This window comes from Aeromonas sp. S41-2 (assembly GCF_027705845.1).
GTDB classification, from domain to species: Bacteria; Pseudomonadota; Gammaproteobacteria; order Enterobacterales; family Aeromonadaceae; genus Aeromonas; species Aeromonas hydrophila.
In genome coordinates this window covers 21,647-40,654 of sequence record NZ_JAPDCG010000011.1, presented here as the reverse complement: position 1 = coordinate 40,654, position 19,008 = coordinate 21,647, and the positions used below count along the sequence as shown (strand labels likewise).

The following is a 19,008-nucleotide window of genomic DNA, read 5'->3' as shown; positions in this document are numbered from 1 at the left end:
TCGCGGGTTTTTTAAACCAGAGCGATCTCTGCGGGTTTACTTTCATTCCCTGTCCAGAGTATAATTTCGCACCATTTTAAGACATGCTGATCGATTGAAGGTCAGCTAACAATTTATCACTGAGGTGAAAGGCACATGCCAGTAATCAAAGTCCGTGAAAATGAGCCGTTTGACGTTGCTCTGCGTCGCTTCAAGCGTTCTTGCGAAAAAGCCGGTATCCTGTCCGAAGTTCGTAGCCGTGAGTTCTACGAGAAGCCGACTACCATTCGCAAGCGTGCCAAAGCGTCTGCCGTTAAGCGTCACGCCAAGAAGCTGTCCCGCGAAAACGCACGTCGTATCCGCCTGTACTAATCAAGGGTTCATGCCGTGTCGCTGAAGGATCAACTCAAGGATCAACAAAAACTCGCCATGCTTGCCAAAGACAAGGCTCGCTTGGGAGCGATCCGTTTGTTGATGGCTGAAATCAAGCAACGTGAAGTTGATACCCGTGTCGAGCTCAATGATCAGGATATCCTCGCTGTGGTCACCAAAATGGTCAAACAGCGTCGTGATTCCATCAGTCAATTTGAAGCTGCCGGTCGCCAGGATCTTGCCGACAAAGAGTCCGCAGAGATCGTTGTGTTGCAGGAGTTCCTGCCGCAACAGCTGACTGCAGCCGAAATTGCCGCACTGATTGAGCAAGCCATCGCTGAAAGTGGTGCTGCCGTCATGGCTGACATGGGCAAAGTCATGGCTGTCTTGAAGCCGAAAATTCAGGGGCGTGCCGATGTCGGCGCCGTCAGTGCTCAGGTGAAAACCCGCTTGGCGTAACAGGCAACTCTCTTGTTTGGTCAAAGAAGCCGTGCTTCCCTGGGAATGCGCGGCTTTTTTATTTTCTATGCAATGAAACAGGACGGTTATGGCAGGCAGGATCCCACAATCCTTCATCGATGATCTGCTCGTACGCACCGATATAGTCGAGTTGATCGACTCGCGGGTGCGGCTGAAGAAAGCCGGTAAGAACTACCAGGCTTGCTGCCCTTTTCATAACGAAAAAAGCCCCTCTTTTACTGTCAGTCAGGAGAAGCAGTTCTATCACTGCTTCGGCTGTGGCGCTCACGGCAATGCCATCGGCTTTGTCATGGAGTATGACGGGCTCGAATTTCCCGATGCCATTGAGGAACTTGCCAGCCTGCATGGCATGCAGGTTCCCCGTGAGCAGACAGCAGGTGGGGCCAGCAGCAGCCAACCTGCGGTCAGCAAGGATCTGTTCGAGCTGATGAACCAGATTGCCCGTTTCTACGAGAGCAATCTCAAGAACGCGCCGCAGGCGGTGGAATACCTGAAGGGGCGCGGTCTGACTGGTGAAGTGGTCAAGCGCTTCAACATTGGTTATGCCCCTGCCGATTGGGATCAGGTGCGTCGGCGCTTTGGCGCGAGCCGGGAGCACGAGCAGTTGCTCATCTCGGGCGGCATGCTGATCACTCGTGACAGCGGACCCGGCAGCTATGATCGCTTTCGCGATCGCATCATGTTCCCGATCCGTGACAAGCGTGGCCGGGTCATCGGGTTCGGTGGCCGGGTGCTGGGGGAGGGGACGCCCAAATACCTGAACTCGCCGGAAACACCCATCTTCCACAAGGGACGGGAGTTGTTCGGCCTGTACGAGGTCAAGCAGGCACACAAGGATCCGCGCCGGATCCTAGTGGTGGAAGGCTATATGGATGTGGTGGCGCTCGGCCAGTACGACATCGATTATGTGGTGGCGGCACTGGGTACCGCGACCACCAGCGACCATATCCATACCCTGTTTCGCACCACGGCCGAGGTCGTCTGCTGCTACGACGGCGACAATGCCGGTCGGGAAGCGGCCTGGAGGGCGCTGGACAACGCGCTCTCCCACCTGCAGGACGGCCGTGAACTCAAGTTCGTGTTTCTGCCGGATGGGGAGGATCCTGACTCGCTGGTGCGCCAGATCGGCAAGGAGGGGTTCGAAGCTCTGCTCGACCAGGCCCAGCCGTTCGCTGACTTCATGTTTGAGCGCCTCGGACGCGATGCGGCACTTTCCGGTGAGGCTGGCAAGTTCGAAGTGGCCAACAAGGCCGCCGAGCTGATCCGGCGAGTCCCGGAAGGGTTCACGCGCGAAGGGTTGATCACCCGACTCTCCAGCATGATGCGTTGGGGCGAGAACAAGCAGCGGATCGCCGAACTGTTTGCCCGCAACAGTCAGCCGAAGGGCGAGGTCAACAAGCCCAAGGCGACCAAGCTGACGCCGCTGCGCCGGGCATTGGCACTGATGGTGCAGTATCCGGCGATCACGGCCGAGCTGCCGGCCATGCCTGAACTGGCCGGACTGCGCCTGCAGGGCATCAGATTCCTGCTGCAGCTGCATCAACAGATCCTGACTCAGCCTGGGGTCACGACGGGCATCCTGCTGGAGCACTGGCGTGGTACCAAAGAGGGAGAGATCCTGGCACAACTGGCGATGCACGATCTGTTTGAAGAGGTAAAACTCGACCAGGAGCCGGATATTCTGGGAGAATTGCAGGATACTTTCGTCGGTTTCATCAACCTGTTCCTGAAGCAGCGCATCGAGGAATTGCAGGCCAAGGTGGCGCAGGAAGGGCTAAGCTCTGAGGAAACTCAAGAACTGATGATGCTGATCAGAGAGGTGCAAATTGAGAAAAGAAATGAGAGTGGGGCTTGATATTTGAGTGATTAACCCCAATATGAATAGCGTTGCCCGAATCAACGGGATTAAAAGCAAACATTTTATAACCGCCTGGCCCCGACAATACTGCGGGCAGGGGTTTCTCATGACCGACGCCGCAACCAGACATAGCATGTCTGGCGGTTTTCTATTAGAATTGGCTATTTGCGCAGCAGCGCACTGTACGCGCAACCTAGCAACACCAACCGGATGAGTTCTATGGAGCAAACCCCGCAGTCTCAGCTTAAACTCCTCGTTGCCAAAGGTAAAGAACAGGGCTACCTGACCTATGCCGAGGTGAACGATCACCTCCCGCAAGACATTGTCGACTCTGACCAGATCGAAGACATCATCCAGATGATCAACGACATGGGCATTCAAGTGGTGGAAAACGCCCCGGATGCCGATGACCTTATCATGGCTGAAGGTGGTACCGCCGATGAGGACGCTGCCGAAGCAGCGGCCCAGGCACTGGCATCTGTTGAATCCGAGATTGGTCGTACGACCGATCCCGTCCGCATGTACATGCGGGAAATGGGTACCGTCGAACTGTTGACTCGCGAAGGCGAGATCGACATCGCCAAGCGCATCGAAGACGGTATCAACCAGGTACAAAGCTCCGTCGCCGAGTACCCGGAAGCGATTACCTATCTGCTTGAGCAATACGACAAATACGAAGCGGAACAGCTGCGTCTGTCCGATATCATTTCCGGCTTCATCGATCCCAACGAGACTGACGACGTCGCACCGACCGCCACTCACATCGGCTCCGAGCTCAGCGAGGAAGATCTGGCTGACGAAGATGAAGACGAAGATGAAGACGAAGACGGTGATGGCGATGATTCCGACGATGATGGCGACGGTGGCCCGGATCCGGAAGTCGCTCGCGAGAAGTTCGGTGATCTGCGCGCCCAGTACGAAGTAACTCGTCTCTCCATTCAGCAGAATGGTCGTGCGCACGAAGATACTCAGGCTGCGATTGCCCAGCTGGCCGATGTATTCCGTCAATTCCGCCTGATGCCCAAGCAGTTCGATCGCCTGGTCAACAACATGCGCGAGATGATGGAGCGGGTCCGCGTGCAGGAACGCATCATCATGAAACTCTGCGTTGAGCAGGCCAAGATGCCGAAGAAGACCTTCGTCGCGGCCTTCACCAACAACGAGTGCGAAACTGCCTGGTTCGAATACCAGAAGCAGGCCGGCAAGGCCTGGTCACCGCGTCTGGTCGAGATGGACGAAGATGTGCTGCGCGCCATCGGTAAGCTGCAGCAGATCGAGGAAGAGACCGGTCTGTCCATTGCCCAGATCAAGGACATCAACCGTCGCATGAGCATCGGTGAGGCCAAGGCCCGCCGCGCCAAGAAAGAGATGGTCGAGGCCAACCTGCGTCTGGTTATCTCCATCGCGAAGAAGTACACCAACCGCGGTCTGCAGTTCCTGGATCTGATCCAGGAAGGCAACATCGGTCTGATGAAGGCGGTAGACAAGTTTGAATACCGTCGTGGCTACAAGTTCTCGACCTATGCGACCTGGTGGATCCGTCAGGCCATTACCCGCTCCATCGCGGATCAGGCCCGTACCATCCGTATCCCGGTACACATGATCGAGACCATCAACAAGCTCAACCGTATCTCCCGTCAGATGCTGCAGGAGATGGGTCGCGAACCGAACCCGGAAGAGCTGGCCATGCGCATGGGCATGCCGGAAGACAAGATCCGCAAGGTACTGAAAATCGCCAAAGAGCCCATCTCCATGGAGACGCCCATCGGTGATGATGAAGATTCCCACTTGGGCGACTTCATCGAAGATACCACCCTGGCCCTGCCGGCCGATGCGGCCACCAGCGAGAGCCTACGCAACGCCACCCGCGAAGTGCTGGCCGGTCTGACCGCCCGTGAGGCCAAGGTACTGCGCATGCGTTTCGGTATCGACATGAACACTGACCACACCCTCGAGGAAGTGGGCAAGCAGTTCGACGTTACCCGTGAGCGTATTCGTCAGATCGAAGCCAAGGCGCTGCGCAAGCTGCGCCACCCGAGCCGCTCCGAAGTACTGCGCAGCTTCCTGGACGAGTAATCCCGGACGGGGCCAACCCGTAACCGCTGTCAAAAAGCCCCGCCATGCGGGGCTTTGTTTTATCCGTGGCGATGGGGGTATGAAGATGAGCCACGGAACCGCTTGAATATGGATGAAATCTCGCCAAGTGGTTGATATGCCTATGGACGGGGTATCCGCCATCCCCTATAATCCACGCCGCAAACCAGTATCAATGGCCCCTTAGCTCAGTTGGTCAGAGCAGTCGACTCATAATCGATTGGTCGTGGGTTCAAGTCCCCCAGGGGCCACCATTTTCAGACAAAGCCGCTCTCTTGAGCGGCTTTGTCGTTTCTGGCGTTCACCGGCGCCGGCCCTGGGCATGCGCTCCATGGTGCGGCCTAGAGTGCGGCGTATAGTGCAATTCAAACAGCCAGAACCGGACAAGGTTTTGCACCGTGAGGCATCGCAAAGCCTCGCTGTGGCGGCTTTCTGAACGAGGAAGGGATAGCCTGAACCTCTCGTCCGAGCCTGCCGGGCAGGCTTGTCATGTGGTCATGCCGTTCAGCTTGCGTGCGATGCACTGTGACCTTGAGCGCGCCTTTTCTCGGCGTCGAGGGATGGCATGGTTTGGGATGAGCCTGGGCATGGTGCCAGGTCATCAGCCTGCGGAGCTGCCGGCTGGAGGCGGTGGCATGACGCCATAAAAAAGGCCTCCCGCCGATGGTGGGAAGCCTGGTTCAGTGCTTCAGGGTCTGGTGACCGAGCGTATTGAGCCTTACTGGGCGTTCAGACTGTAGGCCAGCGTCTGGTCGTTGAAGCGCACCACATAGACACCGACCACTGCCGTGGTGATGTCAGCGCCGGCCTGCTCGGCGACACCATCCTTGTTGGTGTCGCCGTAGTTCTGGGTCCAGTCGCTCTTGACGTCGAACTTGAAGCGCTGACCGCCGTTGCCATCGCCGCTACCGGTGAAGGTGACGCTGGCCTGCCAGAGGTGATCGCCTACCAGCGACATGGGGGTGGACCCCCAGTTGTTGGTGGTGCCGCGAATGTTGAGGCTGGCGAAGTTCTTCGCGTAGCCGACGCTGACCGGGGTCAGGCTGTATTGCAGGGTCTGATCGTTGAAGCGTACCCTATACTGGCCGGTAACCGAGGTCAGGATGTCACTGCCGGCCAGTTCGGCCACTCCATCCTTGTTGGTGTCACCATAGTTCTTGCTCCAGTCCCCCTTGACGTCGAACTTGAAGCGCTGGTTTGCCTGACCATCGAAGGTGACCAGAGCCTCCCACTGATTGTCGGCGACCAGCGTCATGGCAAGGGAGCCCCAGGCATTGGGAGTGCCGCGGAAATTCAGGGTGGGCAGCACGCTGGCGTAGGTGCCGTTGTCGTCGATGACGGTCACGGTAGCGCTGGCACTGGCAGTCAACCCTTCTGCATCGGTCACGGTGACCGTCACGGTATGGGTGCCCGGGGTATCGAACCGGACCGTCTCGGTGGCGGCGGTGCCGCCGCTGGACCAGCTGTAGCTCACCACGCCCCCGTCGTCGCGGGAGGCGGAGGCATCGAACACCACGCTCTCACCCGCCTTGACGCTGAGGGTCTTGGGAGAGAGGGCGGCGACCGGCGCCTGGTTGCTGGTGAGGGGGGTGACCGTGTAACGCAGATCGCTTTCGTTCAGGGTGATGCGGTAGGTGCCCGCCCCGCTGACCAAGATATCCTTGTTGCTGCCCTTGTCGGCGATGCCATCCCCTTCGTTGTCGCCGTAGTTTTCGGCCCAGTTGCCGAAGACGTCGAACTTGAAGCGCTGGGCGCCGGTGGCATCACCGTTGCCGGTCAGGGTGAGGGTGGCTGACCAGACACGGTTGGCATCGACGGTCATGGGGGTGTTGCCCCAGGCGTTGTGGGTACCGCGCAGGTTCATGCTGCTGAACTTGGTGCCCGGCAGGGCGGAACCACCGCAGGGGCTGGCCTTGGTACAACCGGCGATGATGGCAGCCGCCTTCATGCCGGGCACGTTCAGGCTGGCCTTGCCAGTGCCGTCGACGGTGACATAGCCGCCGCTGCAGTAGTCATTGCCGCCCAAGAGGTTGCAGTAGTCACCGGCCGGCAGACCGGTCTGCAGCGAGGCCACCAGGCTGCCGCTCTCGTTGTTGATGGCGATGAAGCCCTTGTCACCGCGGCCGAAAGCGATCTGGTTGTTGCCGTTGTCCCACCAGTTGCTGACCGGCTGGCCTTCGGTCCGGTTGTGGAACAGGGCCATGTTCATGATGGTCGGCCGGCGCTGTTCGCAGTTCCACTGGCTGTCCGTGCAGGGTGTGCTGCCCGGTGCCCCCTTGTCGGTTTCATAGGTGCTCATGTTTTCGAAGCGATAGCCCGACATCACCTGCTTCCAGCCATAGGGCCAGGCCATCATGAAGGTGTTGGCCAGATCGTAGCGAGCACCGCTCATAAAGGTGAGCATGCCGCCCCCGCCGTGGCCGCGTTCGCGGTCGTGGTTGACCACGAAGACGAAGGCCTTAGCGGAGGGGAGCAGGCCCCAGCTCTCGCCTAGCGTCTTGAGGTTCTTGATCTGGCCGTTGAAGTTGGCGGCCAGATCGGTGCCGTATTTGAAGTCGGTGACGGTATCGATGTAGGTGTAGCGCCCGGGCTGGATGTCGGGAGACTCCCCGCCTGCGCCGATCACTTCCAGGTAGGCCTTGGGGCCGCCCGCCTTGTCGAGGATGGCCTTCAGGTCGGTCGGGGCCATGTGCTTGGCCGCATCGATACGAAAGCCGGCCACGCCCCAACCGAGCAGGGTCTTCATGTAGGTGGCGATCTGATCCTGCACGTAGGGAGAGCCGGTATTGAGGTCCGGCATGCCGTAGAGGGCGCCGTTCCAGACGTTGTTGCTGTCGCCGTAGTTGGTGATGTCGCCGCTGTGGTGGAAGTCGTTGTAGCCGAACTGGGGATACTGGTACTGCCCCGCGTTGTAGCTGCCGCCACCGGTGGCGGTGCCTGAGCCCGATGCCAGCTGGTTGAAGACCGCGTCGGCATAGACCTTGACCCCGGCTGCGTTGCAGCGGGCGATCATGCTTCTGAGTTCCGCTTCGCTACCGCCGAAACTGTTGAAATTCTTGAAGCTGACGGGTTGATAGACGGTCCACCAGACCTGGCTGCCTTGCTTGTGTTCGGCGGGTGGGGTGATCTGGACGCCCCCGAACCCCTTGGGCCCGAGCACGGTTTCGCACTCGTTGGCGATGTCGTTGAACTTCCATTGGAACAGGTGAACCATGACCCCTTCGGCGGTGGCAGTGTGGCTGAAAGAGCCGAGTGCCGCCGTCAGCAGGGCGGTTCGAAGCAGTGTGCTGTGCATGACGATTTTCCCTTCGATCTTGTTATTGACATATCACTGTCGTGTAGTCGAACGGACAACGAACAACCTCGTTCAGCTCAGTAGCATTCATGAAATCGCAGTGGTTGAAAATCGAACAGCCTGAATTAATTAAGAAATGTGAGTGAAAATGCTTTCATGGCCCATAGCTATGCAGGTGGCGAAAGAGAGGGCAAGAGCCGGGGACCGGCGGGTAGTGTGGGATCAGGGGAGTGGCAGAGCAATGAACAGGGGCCCAGCAGGGCCCCATGAGTATTCAGGCGTCGGATTCCTGCGGCAAGGCTCGGGCCTTGCCGCGGCGCCTTGGCAACATGCGCTTCACCAGATTGCTGCGCTGGCGCCAGGAGGTGAACAGGATGGCCAGCAGGTGCAGCGCTATCATGCCCTGCAGGGCCCAGGTACACCAGACGTGCCAGTCGTCCGCTCCCAGCTCGAACCCCATCTCGGTATTCTGGAACCAGCCGGTACCGGCGGTGGCCAGGATCAGCAGCCAGAGCGTCCAGACCGCCAGCTTGCCGCTGCCGTGGTGACCGGGGGCCGGTGGCGTGCGCTCGCGCAGCTCCACCGCTTGCTGGCGAAAATCTTCCCGGCTTGGGATGAGGGCTCGCAACCGGGCATGGCCCTTGGCAAACGAGAGCCCCCACGCCAGGCGCAGGCTGATCAGGGCGATGGCCAGGTAACCCAGCCGCTCGTGCCACTCCTCGCCAGCCTCGTTGAGCCAGAGGTTGCCGATACAGATGGCCGCCACACCCCAGTGGGTGAGGCGGACCAGACTATCCCAGTGGAAGGGATCAGCCTTTTTGCTTGGCATATTTGTGATACTCCTTCTTCAGGTCGTTGACCTTGGCCAGGTGCTCGCGCGCCTTGGCTTCGTCACCCGCCTTGAGGGCTGCCAGGCTGGCATCCAGCTCGGTCTGCACTTCGTTCATGCCTTCCAGGAACTTCTCTTTCTTGGCGGCCGGCATGTTCTTCTGCTTGGCGATGTCGAACTGCGCCTTCATCTCGTTGATGTATTTTTCCATGGTGGCGGCATCGTCGGCCTTGACCGCCTGCTTGTAGTTGAAGCCGATCTTCTTCATCGGCTGTTCCAGCTCACCGGCCATGGCGGGCAGGGTCATCAGGCCAAACATCAGGGGCAGCAACAGGGGGCGAACAGTTTTCAACATGGGATTTCCTTATTTAAACGACATGCTTATCGATCTTGTGTGGCTTCTTATGAACCCTTGTTTGGATTCATTACAGGCATGATGCCATGACAGTGCGTGAACTGTTTGTGAATATTGCTGTTTTTTGTCACAAAGGGTAACAGGGAAGGGGGAGATGTAAGGAAGTTGCTGAGTCAAGCGAACCAGGCCATTCGAGCCATCTGCCGGGCTGCGTGACCGCGAGATACGCCGGATGAAGAGAGGGCCCTTGCGGGCCCTGTTGATTACTGCTGCTGTTCACGCTCGATGGCGCGCCAGCCGATGTCGTGGCGGTAGAAGACGCCGTCCCACTTGATGCGACCCGCCAGCTGATAGGCCCGTTTTTGCGCCTCGGCCACGCTGTGACCGAGGGCAGTGGCGCACAGCACGCGGCCACCGGCGGTCACCACGGTATCGCCTTCCAGCTGCGATCCGGCGTGGAATACCTTCTCGCCGCTCGCCTCTTCCACCGGCAGGCCGCTGATCGGCTTGCCCTGCTGGTAGTCGCCGGGGTAGCCGCCCGCCGCCAGCACCACGCCGATGGCGACGCGGGGGTCATAGATGGCTTCGACCTGATCCAGCTTGCCGGCACAGGCCGCCAGGCAGAGCTCCACCAGATCGGAGCGCATGCGCAGCATGATGGGCTGGGTTTCGGGATCGCCGAAGCGGCAGTTGAACTCGATCACCTTGGGGTTGCCCTGGCCGTCGATCATCAGACCGGCGTAGAGGAAACCGGTGTAGACGTTGCCCTCGGCCGCCATGCCGCGCACCGTCGGTATGATCACCTGCTCCATCACCTTGCGGTGCACGTCGGCCGTGACCACGGGGGCGGGGGAGTAGGCGCCCATGCCGCCGGTGTTGAGGCCGGTATCGCCATCACCGACCCGTTTGTGATCCTGGCTGGTGGCCATCGGCAGCACATGTTCGCCGTCCACCATGACGATGAAGCTCGCCTCTTCCCCATCCAGAAACTCCTCGATCACCACCCGGGCCCCGGCGTCGCCAAAGGCGTTGCCAGAGAGCATGTCGCGTACCGCTTCTTCGGCCTCGCTCAGGGCCATGGCAACGATCACCCCCTTGCCGGCGGCCAGGCCGTCAGCCTTGATGACGATGGGGGCGCCCTTCTCGCGCAGGTAGGCCAGCGCCGGCTCCACCTCGGTGAAGTTCTGGTACTCGGCGGTCGGGATGGCGTGGCGGGCCAGAAAATCCTTGGCAAACGCCTTGGAGCCTTCCAGCTGGGCGGCGGCGGCGGTCGGGCCGAAGATAGCCAGCCCCTCGGCGCGGAACGCATCGACCACCCCTTTCACCAGCGGCGCTTCCGGCCCGACGATGGTCAGACCGATGCGCTGCTCCTTGGCAAACGCCAGCAGAGCCGGGATGTCGGTGGCCGAGATGGCCACGTTCTCGATGCTCCCTTCGTGGGCGGTGCCGGCATTGCCGGGGGCGACGAAGACCCGGGTCACCAGGGGGGATTGCTTGGCCTTCCAGGCCAGGGCGTGTTCACGGCCGCCGTTGCCAATGATCAGTACTTTCATCGTATCGCTCGCTTCTATTCGGGGTCACGGGCGGGCCTGGGGCCTGCGCCGGTGAAAATAGCCAGGTGAAAAGAGACAACAAAAGGGCCGCCGGCGGCGGCCCTGATCCATCAGTGACGGAAGTGGCGCATGTTGGTGAACAGCATGCACATGCCGTGTTCATCGGCGGCGTCGATCACCTCCTGGTCGCGCATCGAGCCACCGGGCTGGATGACGCAGGAGATGCCGGCTGCCGCTGCGGCGTCGATGCCGTCGCGGAACGGGAAGAAGGCATCGGAGGCCATGACGGAACCCGCCACGGTCAGCCCTTCATCCTCGGCCTTGATACCGGCGATCTTGGCGGAGTAGACGCGGCTCATCTGGCCGGCGCCGACGCCGATGGTCTGGCCGTCTTTGGCATAGACGATGGCGTTGGATTTGACGAACTTGGCCACCTTCCAGCAGAACAGCAGGTCGTTCAGTTCGGCCTCGGTGGGCTGACGCTTGCTGACCACGGTCAGATCCCCGAGCGTCACCATGCCAAGGTCGCGCTCCTGCACCAGCAGCCCGCCGTTGACGCGCTTGAAGTCAAAGCCTTGCGCCGGTGCAGTCCACTGACCGCACTCGAGCAGCCGCACGTTCTGCTTGGCGGCGACCGCGTCACGGGCCGCCTGACTGACGGTGGGGGCGATGATCACCTCGACGAACTGGCGCTCGACGATGGCCTTGGCGGTGGCGCCATCCAGTTCACGGTTGAAGGCGATGATGCCGCCAAACGCGGAGGTGGGGTCGGTCTGCCAGGCGCGCTCGTAGGCGCTCAGCAGGTCGCTGCCGATGGCCACGCCGCACGGGTTGGCGTGCTTGACGATGACACAGGCCGGCTGGTCGAACTCTTTGACGCACTCAAGCGCCGCGTCGGTGTCGGCGATGTTGTTGTAGGAGAGGGCCTTGCCCTGCAGCTGGGTGGCGCTCGCCACCGAGCCCGGTGCGGCCTGCTCCTCGGCATAGAAGGCGGCGGCCTGGTGGCTGTTCTCGCCGTAGCGCATGTCCTGCTTCTTGATGAACTGGCTGTTGAAGGTGCGCGGGAAGCGGGACTCCTCGTCACCCTCCTTGTTGTCACCGTAGGAAGGAACCATGGTGCCGAAGTAATTGGCGATCATGCCGTCGTAGGCAGCGGTGTGTTCGAAGGCGGCAATGGCCAGATCGAAACGGGTGGCCAGTTTCAGGCTGTTGCCGTTGCCATCCATCTCGCGGATGACGCGGTCATAGTCGGCAGCCTTGACCACGATGGCCACATCTTTGTGGTTCTTGGCGGCGGAGCGGACCATGGTCGGGCCGCCGATGTCGATGTTCTCGACCGCATCGGCCAGGGTGCAACCGGGCTTGGCGACGGTCGCGGCGAAGGGATAGAGGTTGACCACGACCATGTCGATGGGGGAGATGGCGTGCTGGGCCATGATGGCGTCGTCTTGCTCGCGTCGGCCGAGAATGCCGCCGTGGACCTTGGGATGCAGGGTCTTGACCCGGCCATCCATCATTTCAGGGAATCCCGTGTAATCGGAGACCTCGGTCACCGGCAGACCGGCGTCGGCCAGCAGCTTGGCGGTACCGCCGGTGGAGAGCAGGGCCACGCCACGTTCGTTGAGTGCCTTGGCAAATTCCAGGATGCCAGTCTTGTCAGACACACTCAGCAGTGCACGGCGAATGGGTCGAGCTTGTTCCATCACACTATCGTCCTCAGCATAACGGGGACCGTTCCATGGGAGGCGAGGCTCAACACAGAGAGTCCCCAAATAAATGGAAGTGGGGGATTTCGCAAACCGCTCTCGCCTGAAAAACCTGCCGACAGGCAAAAGCGTTTTAGGAAATGCCCGCTTGACGCGACGCTCTCTTGTGGGCGCGTATTCTACACAAAAAATGTGACCCGTGGTGGATTTTTTAAAGTGACAAAGCCTTGCCTGGTGCGGTGTTAAACGTTTTCTGGTTGGTTTTTGTGAAACGTTTGTCTTTTCAGTCTCTTGATGGCAAAAGGGTGGCCGCGCCCTCTTTCCTGCTGCCGGCTGGCAATCGCCGGGCAAAGGGGCGATAGTGGGGGCCGGTTGTGGCTGTGTGGCAAATTCAACGGGAGAAAAGGCATGTATCGGATCGGGGAGCTGGCCAAGGCGTGCGGGGTGAAGGCGGATACCCTGCGTTTTTACGAGAAGAATGGTCTCATCTCGCCAGGCATCCGCAACGAGTCCGGCTATCGCCTCTATGGCGAGCAGGACAAGCGGCGGCTGGAGTTCATCATCCGCGCCAAGTCGGTGGGGTTCTCGCTGGCGGACATAGGCGAACTGCTGGATCTCGATACCAACAAGGCCAAGGTCACCTGTCAGGAGGTGAAGGCGGTGGCCGACACCAAGCTCGAACAGGTGGAGCAGAAGATCGTCGAGCTGACCCGTTTTCGCGACAACCTGCGCGAGCTTTCCAACATCTGCTGCGGCGGCCCGCGCTCGGCGGAGCACTGCGCCATCCTAGAGACGCTGGAGTCCGGCGCCCCCTCCCGTCATGAGCACCACGACCATGAGCACTGAGCTGCGCCGGCCCCGGGTATCCGCCTTTCTTGCCCTCTCCCTCGACGGCTTCATTGCCGGGGAGGGGGGCGATCTGGCCTGGCTTGAGCCCTACAACGGCGACTCCCAAGAAGAGACCGGCTACAGCGCGCTGATGGCGAGTGTTGATACCCTGCTGATGGGGCGCAACAGCTACGACACTGTGCTCGGCTTTCCCGAGTGGTTTTATGGCGACAAGCCGGTGGTGGTATTGACCCACAGACCCGCCGCTCCCCGTGAGCATGTCTCCTTCCGGCAGGGGGCGCTGGCGCAGGTGCTGGACGAGCTGTGGCAGGCGGGCAGCCGCCATCTTTATCTGGATGGCGGCGAGGTGGTCAGGCAGGGGCTGCAGGCCGCGCTGGTGGACGAGCTGATCCTGTTCTGGGTGCCGGTCACCCTGGGGGGCGGGGTGCCGCTCTTTGCAGGGCCGCTGCCCGGCGCGCTGGTACCGGTGTCGAGCACCGTGCTGCCGAGCGGGCTGGTGCGGGTCGTCTACCAACCGACCTGAGGATCCCGCCGGCCCCCTTGCAGGCGGGCCGGGAGAGGTGCACAATCGGCACGTTTTTTCGCCGCCTGCCCCGGATCTGTGGTGGCAGGGGCGATGGGCGAACACGACCAACCGCATCAAGGAGCCGACATGGCCAAGAAGAAGGTGACCCGGGGCACCACCGAGCCCGCCTGCGAACATCAGCGCGGCATCATTCAGGACAACCACCTCAAGGCACTGGTGACCTCTCCCCTGTTCCAGGCCCGGGTCGAACCGAGCAAGAAAGGCAAGGGCAGCTATCAGCGCAAGGCCAAGCACGGCAAGCGGTGGGAGCCCGGTCAACAGCAGATGGTAAGCGTCTGCTGCTGAGCGGGTTCCTGCCGCAAGGCATCAGCTAACACAATCAGGGCGCCAATGGCGCCCTGATTGTTTCTCTATTCGTTGGTGCTGATTCACTCTCTTGCCACAAGAGAGTGAATCCGTGCTCACTCGTCCATAAAGAGCTCGAGCAGCACGTTGAGATAGCGATGGCCGAGGGGGGTGAGCTGCCAGCTGTCGCCGAGATCCTCGATCAGCTCCTTGCTCTGGGCGATGGTCAGCATGGTCTCTACCCGCTCCAGCGGCAGCCCGGTATAGGCCTCGAACTCCGCCTTGGGGGCCGGTTCAAACAACCTGAACCGGTTCATGAAGTACTCGAGCGGCAGATCGTCCGCACTCACTTGCCACTGTTCGTCCAGATAGGGGCGGCTCGGATCCAGATACCCTTTCGGATGCTTCACCTTGGCGGTGCGCAGGATCTGCTGGTTGGCAAGATCCGTCACCTTGCCGTGGGCGCCGCAGCCGATCCCCAGATAGTCGCCGAAGCGCCAGTAGTTGAGGTTGTGGCGACACTGGTAGCCCGCCTTGGCATAGGCCGAGATCTCGTACTGCTGATAGCCGTGGGCGGTGAGCATGGCGTGGCCCTGCTCGTAGATGTCCCACAGGGTATCATCCTCCGGCAGGGTGGGCGGCTTGGATGCAAACGCCGTGTTCGGCTCTATGGTGAGCTGATACCAGGAGAGGTGCGGCGGCGCGCAGTCGATGGCCTGCTGCAGATCCGAGAGTGCGTCCGCCAGGCTCTGATCCGGCAGGCCGTGCATCAGATCCAGGTTGAAGGTGGGCAGTTTGATGGCGTGAGCCAGTGCGGCGGCCTTGCGCGCCTCTTCCGGGCCGTGAATGCGGCCGAGCCGGGTCAGCTTCTCCTGCTGGAAACTCTGCACCCCGATGGAGATGCGGTTGATACCGGCCCGCTGGAAGCCGGCGAACTTGTCCGCCTCCACCGTGCCCGGGTTGGCCTCCATGGTGATCTCGCAGTCCGCGGTGAGTTCGATGCGCGCACGCACCCCGTCCAGCAGCGCCTGCATGGCCTCCACGGAGAGCAGACTCGGCGTACCGCCACCGATAAAGATGGAGGAGAGGGGGCGCCCCTGGGCCCAGTGCAGATCCTGATCCAGATCCTCCAGCAGGGCGGCCACGTATTCGAGGTGGGGCAGCTCTCCCTTCTGGGCGTGGGAGTTGAAGTCGCAGTAGGGGCACTTCTGGACACACCAGGGCACGTGGATATAGAGGGAGAGGGGCGGCAGTTGCAGCATGGGGTTTCCAGTATTCAAAAAATCACCAGGGGTCGGGTTGCCCTTGTCGTCGATGACAACGGGCCGGGGCGCCGCGAACGAAACGGGGGCCGACGGCCCCCATTGTAGATGACAACGCGGCGGGAGACAGCGCTTTAGTTGACCGCCGCCAGGGCCGCTTTGAGCTTGGCCAGCGCCTGACCGCGATGGCTGAGCTGATTCTTGAGCTCGGCCGGCATCTGGGCCGAGGTGCAGTCGTGGTCGGGCACGAAGAACACCGGGTCATAGCCGAAGCCGTGCTGACCGCGCGGTTCGTCGATGATCATCCCTTCCCAGCTGGCCTGGCAGATGATGGGGGTGGGATCGTCGGCGTGGCGCATGTAGACCAGCACACACCAGAAACGGGCGCTCTTGAGATACTCGGGGGCGCCTTTCAGCTCACCCAGCAGCTTGTCGATGTTGTCCTTGTCGCTGGCACCCTCACCGGCAAAGCGGGCGGAGTAGACGCCGGGACGGCCGTGCAGCAGATCCACTTCCAGGCCGGAGTCGTCGGCAACCGCCGGCAGGCCGGTGATGCGGGCGGCGTGGCGGGCCTTGATGATGGCATTCTCGACGAAGGTGGTGCCGGTCTCTTCGGCATCGGAGACCGCAAACTCGCTCTGTGGGATCACCTGGATCTTCATATCGGCCAGCATGGCGGCCAATTCCTTCACCTTTTTCTGGTTCCCTGTTGCCAGGACAAGCTTGTTCATCGAGCACCTCCGCAAAAATAATCTGCGCATTCTATGCGGGGCTGGCGCCCAGGAAAAGCGCCAATTGCCCTGGATCACCCTCACCGGGGTCATGGCAAGATGCGGATAAAATGAATGTTTCCTGAATGGAATAACAGAAGTGATTAAATACCATTTCAATTCATTACTGTGAGCCAGTAGACTCGCGCCCCAATCTAATTTCCCCATGCCACGAGGTGACTGATGCCATTGATTCTTTTGCTTGTCCTACTGGTGCTGTTCAGTCCGCTGGCCATCGACATCTACCTGCCCGCCATTCCGCAGATGGCCGAGCAGCTGGGGGCCGAGGTGACCCTGATGCAGGGCACCATCACCTGGTTCCTGTTCAGCATGGGACTGGGGCAACTGCTGGTGGGACCGCTGGCCGATCGCTACGGCCGCAAGCCCATCGCCCTGGGCGGCGTGCTGCTCTACGGTCTGAGCGCCCTGGGTGCCGGCTTTGCCGCGAGCCTGGGTGAGCTGATGCTGGCGCGGGTGCTGCAGGGTTTTGGCGCCTGTGCCACCTCGGTGGCCGCCTTCTCGGTGGTGCGTGACAGCTATGGCCCCAAGAAGAGCGGTCAGATGATCTCCTACCTGAACGGTGCCATCTGCTTTATTCCGGCGCTGGCCCCCTTGCTCGGTGGCTGGCTCACCGCCAAGGCGGGCTGGTCGGCCAACTTCTGGTTCATGGCCGGTTATGCGGTTATCGTCGGTAGCTGGCTGCTGTGGCGGATGCCGGAAACCCGCCCGGAAGAGACCAGCAGCAGCGGCCCGCTCATCAGCTGGTCGCGCTACAGCCCGGTGCTGCGCTCCCCGAGCTTCCTGTTCAACGCGACGCTGTGCATGCTGGCGATGGCGGTGATCCTGGCCTATGTCACCGCGGCGCCGGTGCAGCTGATGGTGAAGCTGGGGCTGGACATGAGCGGCTTCAGCTACTGGTTCACCGCCAACGCGGCACTTAACATCCTGGCCTGCTTCCTGGCACCCCGTTTCATCGCCAGAGTGGGGCCAAGACGCACCCTGCGCATCGGCCTGCTGGTACTGCTGCTCTCCGCCATCGCCTTGACCCTGGCCATGCACATCGAGCATCCGCTGGCCATGATGGGCCCGGTGTTCCTCTCCAGCATCGGCTTTGCCATGATCCTGGGCGCGGCCGCCGGCATGGCGCTGGCACCGTTCGGCCACTGCGCCGGCACCGCCGCCGCCCTGCTCGGTCTGTTCCAGATGAGCGGCTCCGGTGCGCTGGTGGGCTTCATCGGCGTGTTGATGCATGACCCGCTCAGCCAGTTGGCGCTGCACATGTGGCTGCTGCTGCCCCCTTTGCTGATGCTGATGACCCGCCAGGGCCGGCGCTTGTGTTTGCAATAAATCCTGTGCTCTGATGGGCACACTCAGGGGGCCTTGGGCCCCCTTCTCTATTTGGCAGGCAAGGGTTTGCCTGCGCCCCGTGACACAGCTACCCGTGGAGAAAACCGGATGAGCCACACAATCAATGCCGCCCTGGTGGGCTACGGCTTTGCAGGCCAAACCTTTCACGCCCCGTTTCTGACCAGCACGCCCGGGCTCTCCCTCGGCTGGGTGGTGAGCCGCGATGCCGCCAAGGTGCAGAGCGATCTGCCCGGTTGCCGGGTCGGTTCGCTGGCCGAGGTGCTGGCGGACCCGTCGGTCGATCTGGTGGTGATCGCCACCCCCAACGACACCCATGCCCCCATCGCCCGTGAGGCCCTGCTGGCCGGCAAGCACGTGGTGATCGACAAGCCGTTCGCCCTGGATCTGGCCGAGGCGAAGGCGCTGGTTGAGCTGGCGGAGAAGCAGCAGCGGCTGCTCAGCATCTTCCACAACCGGCGCTGGGACGGTGACTTTCTCACCGTACGCCGCCTGCTGGCGGAGGGGGCCCTCGGTCAGGTCGCCCAGTTCGAATCCCACTTCGATCGCTATCGTCCCGAGGTGCGCCAGCGCTGGCGCGAGGCGGGCGGTCCGGGCTCCGGCCTCTGGTTCGATCTCGGCCCCCACATCCTCGATCAGTCGCTCCAGCTGTTCGGTCAGCCGGACTGGCTGCAGGCGGATCTGGCCCAGCAGCGCCCCGGAGCCCTGGCGGATGACTACTTCCACGTGGTGCTCGGCTATGGCGAGATGCGGGTCGTGCTGCACGGCAGCTGCCTGGTGTCGGCCACCATGCCGCGTTTCGTCATCCACGGCAGCGAGGGTTCCTTCATCAAGTTCGGCATGGATGTGCAGGAGGAGCAGCTCAAGCTCGGCAAGCGGCCGCCGGCGGCAGACTGGGGAGTGGACAACGAACCCGGCCAGCTCAGCCGGATCCGCGACGGTCAGCTGCAGCAGCAGAGCGTGGCCGGCGAGGCGGGGGACTACGGCGCTTACTATCGCGGTGTCTGCGCCGCCATTCGTGGGGAAGGCGACAACCCGGTACCGGCCAGCGAGGCACTGGCGGTGATGGCGCTGCTGGACCTGGCCCGCGACAGCGCCCGCGAGGGCAAGCGGCTGGCTTGTCAGATCCTGTCTGATTGAGGCGCAGTCCGCGCGTGGTTGCCGGCACAATGCAATAGCCGTTTATTGCCAGCAACCACGGGGCCTGTGGCGTTTTATTGTACAAAACTGCGCCGTTTACAGTGTTTTGTATTAATGTTTGTCGTTGTAGTAGTTCTTTTCATCCAGCCAACGAGAAAATATCATTGTGATACTCGTTTTCATTGGGCGCGTATGGGGATATATTTCGCGCGCCTCTTGGCTCCCGGCAT

The 19,008-nt window shown here is 61.3% G+C and carries 16 protein-coding genes and 1 tRNA gene; 10 read left to right on the top strand and 7 right to left on the bottom strand.

The genetic code is table 11. The annotated features are described in order from the left end of the window. The first annotated feature begins 135 nt into the window (after positions 1-135). From rpsU to OKC44_RS19310, 5 genes are all read left to right on the top strand, one after another. Entirely contained in the window at positions 136-351 is a 216-nt protein-coding gene (rpsU, locus tag OKC44_RS19330; protein WP_005309452.1) for a 30S ribosomal protein S21, read from the top strand. Between the two features lie 15 nt (positions 352-366). Further along, entirely contained in the window at positions 367-810 is a 444-nt protein-coding gene (locus tag OKC44_RS19325; RefSeq protein ID WP_016349543.1) for a GatB/YqeY domain-containing protein, read from the top strand. 88 nt (positions 811-898) lie between these two features. Then, positions 899-2,686: a DNA primase gene (dnaG, locus tag OKC44_RS19320; RefSeq protein ID WP_270814613.1), complete on the top strand. Its 1,788-nt coding sequence runs from the start codon at positions 899-901 to the stop codon at positions 2,684-2,686. Between the two features lie 183 nt (positions 2,687-2,869). Then, positions 2,870-4,765, top strand: coding sequence for an RNA polymerase sigma factor RpoD (gene rpoD / locus OKC44_RS19315; RefSeq protein ID WP_263642045.1), 1,896 nt, complete (start codon positions 2,870-2,872; stop codon positions 4,763-4,765). 195 nt (positions 4,766-4,960) lie between these two features. After that, positions 4,961-5,037, top strand: a tRNA-Ile gene (locus OKC44_RS19310). Between the two features lie 464 nt (positions 5,038-5,501). On the opposite strand, the gene OKC44_RS19305 is transcribed toward OKC44_RS19310, so the two are convergent. The 5 genes from OKC44_RS19305 to purH form a co-directional block, all read right to left on the bottom strand. Further along, a complete protein-coding gene (locus OKC44_RS19305; protein WP_270814611.1) occupies positions 5,502-8,078 on the bottom strand; it encodes an alpha amylase C-terminal domain-containing protein in 2,577 nt (858 codons plus the stop codon). A 274-nt stretch (positions 8,079-8,352) separates the two neighbouring features. Beyond that, positions 8,353-8,907 carry a cytochrome b/b6 domain-containing protein gene (locus OKC44_RS19300; RefSeq protein ID WP_103829262.1) on the bottom strand — a complete coding sequence of 185 codons (555 nt, stop codon included), beginning with the start codon at positions 8,905-8,907 and terminating at the stop codon, positions 8,353-8,355. Then, a complete protein-coding gene (locus OKC44_RS19295) occupies positions 8,888-9,262 on the bottom strand; it encodes a cytochrome b562 (protein WP_011704785.1) in 375 nt (124 codons plus the stop codon). Before OKC44_RS19295 ends, OKC44_RS19300 begins: the two co-directional genes overlap by 20 nt. A 263-nt stretch (positions 9,263-9,525) precedes the next feature. Then, entirely contained in the window at positions 9,526-10,815 is a 1,290-nt protein-coding gene (gene purD, locus OKC44_RS19290) for a phosphoribosylamine--glycine ligase (RefSeq protein ID WP_270814608.1), read from the bottom strand. Between the two features lie 110 nt (positions 10,816-10,925). Beyond that, positions 10,926-12,518 (bottom strand): bifunctional phosphoribosylaminoimidazolecarboxamide formyltransferase/IMP cyclohydrolase, encoded by a 1,593-nt coding sequence (gene purH / locus OKC44_RS19285; protein WP_041217117.1) that lies wholly within the window; start codon positions 12,516-12,518, stop codon positions 10,926-10,928. Positions 12,519-12,929: 411 nt separating this feature from the next. On the opposite strand from purH, the gene zntR reads away from it, so the two are divergent. The 3 genes from zntR (at position 12,930) to OKC44_RS19270 (ending at position 14,241) form a co-directional block, all read left to right on the top strand. Then, on the top strand, positions 12,930-13,367 hold the full coding sequence (gene zntR / locus OKC44_RS19280; protein WP_005309469.1) for a Zn(2+)-responsive transcriptional regulator: 438 nt from the start codon (positions 12,930-12,932) through the stop codon (positions 13,365-13,367). Next, positions 13,357-13,893 (top strand): dihydrofolate reductase family protein, encoded by a 537-nt coding sequence (locus OKC44_RS19275; protein ID WP_139749697.1) that lies wholly within the window; start codon positions 13,357-13,359, stop codon positions 13,891-13,893. The genes zntR and OKC44_RS19275 overlap by 11 nt, the downstream gene beginning before the upstream one ends. 129 nt (positions 13,894-14,022) lie before the next feature. Beyond that, positions 14,023-14,241, top strand: coding sequence for an alternative ribosome-rescue factor A (locus OKC44_RS19270; RefSeq protein WP_270814602.1), 219 nt, complete (start codon positions 14,023-14,025; stop codon positions 14,239-14,241). A gap of 116 nt (positions 14,242-14,357) precedes the next feature. Here the strand turns inward: OKC44_RS19270 and hemW are convergent, their stop codons facing one another. Both hemW and OKC44_RS19260 read right to left on the bottom strand, forming a co-directional pair. Then, a complete protein-coding gene (hemW, locus tag OKC44_RS19265) occupies positions 14,358-15,503 on the bottom strand; it encodes a radical SAM family heme chaperone HemW (RefSeq protein WP_016349551.1) in 1,146 nt (381 codons plus the stop codon). Between the two features lie 134 nt (positions 15,504-15,637). Beyond that, positions 15,638-16,234 carry an XTP/dITP diphosphatase gene (locus OKC44_RS19260; protein ID WP_011704791.1) on the bottom strand — a complete coding sequence of 199 codons (597 nt, stop codon included), beginning with the start codon at positions 16,232-16,234 and terminating at the stop codon, positions 15,638-15,640. Positions 16,235-16,456: 222 nt separating this feature from the next. Between OKC44_RS19260 and OKC44_RS19255 the strand changes: the two genes are divergently transcribed. Together OKC44_RS19255 and OKC44_RS19250 are read left to right on the top strand one after the other, a co-directional pair. Then, on the top strand, positions 16,457-17,620 hold the full coding sequence (locus OKC44_RS19255) for a multidrug effflux MFS transporter (protein WP_024946189.1): 1,164 nt from the start codon (positions 16,457-16,459) through the stop codon (positions 17,618-17,620). 108 nt (positions 17,621-17,728) lie between these two features. Beyond that, positions 17,729-18,778: an oxidoreductase gene (locus OKC44_RS19250; RefSeq protein WP_270814600.1), complete on the top strand. Its 1,050-nt coding sequence runs from the start codon at positions 17,729-17,731 to the stop codon at positions 18,776-18,778. The last annotated feature ends 230 nt before the right edge of the window (positions 18,779-19,008 follow it).

Excerpts from the sequence above, each read along its gene's own strand:
- OKC44_RS19295 (WP_011704785.1), bottom strand. The coding sequence starts at position 9,262 with ATGTTGAAAACTGTTCGCCCCCTGTTGCTGCCCCTGATGTTTGGCCTG.
- purH (WP_041217117.1), bottom strand. The coding sequence starts at position 12,518 with ATGGAACAAGCTCGACCCATTCGCCGTGCACTGCTGAGTGTGTCTGAC.
- OKC44_RS19260 (WP_011704791.1), bottom strand. The coding sequence starts at position 16,234 with ATGAACAAGCTTGTCCTGGCAACAGGGAACCAGAAAAAGGTGAAGGAA.
- OKC44_RS19270 (WP_270814602.1), top strand. The coding sequence starts at position 14,023 with ATGGCCAAGAAGAAGGTGACCCGGGGCACCACCGAGCCCGCCTGCGAA.
- OKC44_RS19300 (WP_103829262.1), bottom strand. The coding sequence starts at position 8,907 with ATGCCAAGCAAAAAGGCTGATCCCTTCCACTGGGATAGTCTGGTCCGC.
- OKC44_RS19250 (WP_270814600.1), top strand. The coding sequence starts at position 17,729 with ATGAGCCACACAATCAATGCCGCCCTGGTGGGCTACGGCTTTGCAGGC.
- zntR (WP_005309469.1), top strand. The coding sequence starts at position 12,930 with ATGTATCGGATCGGGGAGCTGGCCAAGGCGTGCGGGGTGAAGGCGGAT.
- OKC44_RS19305 (WP_270814611.1), bottom strand. The coding sequence starts at position 8,078 with ATGCACAGCACACTGCTTCGAACCGCCCTGCTGACGGCGGCACTCGGC.
- hemW (WP_016349551.1), bottom strand. The coding sequence starts at position 15,503 with ATGCTGCAACTGCCGCCCCTCTCCCTCTATATCCACGTGCCCTGGTGT.
- rpsU (WP_005309452.1), top strand. The coding sequence starts at position 136 with ATGCCAGTAATCAAAGTCCGTGAAAATGAGCCGTTTGACGTTGCTCTG.
- OKC44_RS19255 (WP_024946189.1), top strand. The coding sequence starts at position 16,457 with ATGCCATTGATTCTTTTGCTTGTCCTACTGGTGCTGTTCAGTCCGCTG.
- purD (WP_270814608.1), bottom strand. The coding sequence starts at position 10,815 with ATGAAAGTACTGATCATTGGCAACGGCGGCCGTGAACACGCCCTGGCC.
- OKC44_RS19275 (WP_139749697.1), top strand. The coding sequence starts at position 13,357 with ATGAGCACTGAGCTGCGCCGGCCCCGGGTATCCGCCTTTCTTGCCCTC.
- dnaG (WP_270814613.1), top strand. The coding sequence starts at position 899 with ATGGCAGGCAGGATCCCACAATCCTTCATCGATGATCTGCTCGTACGC.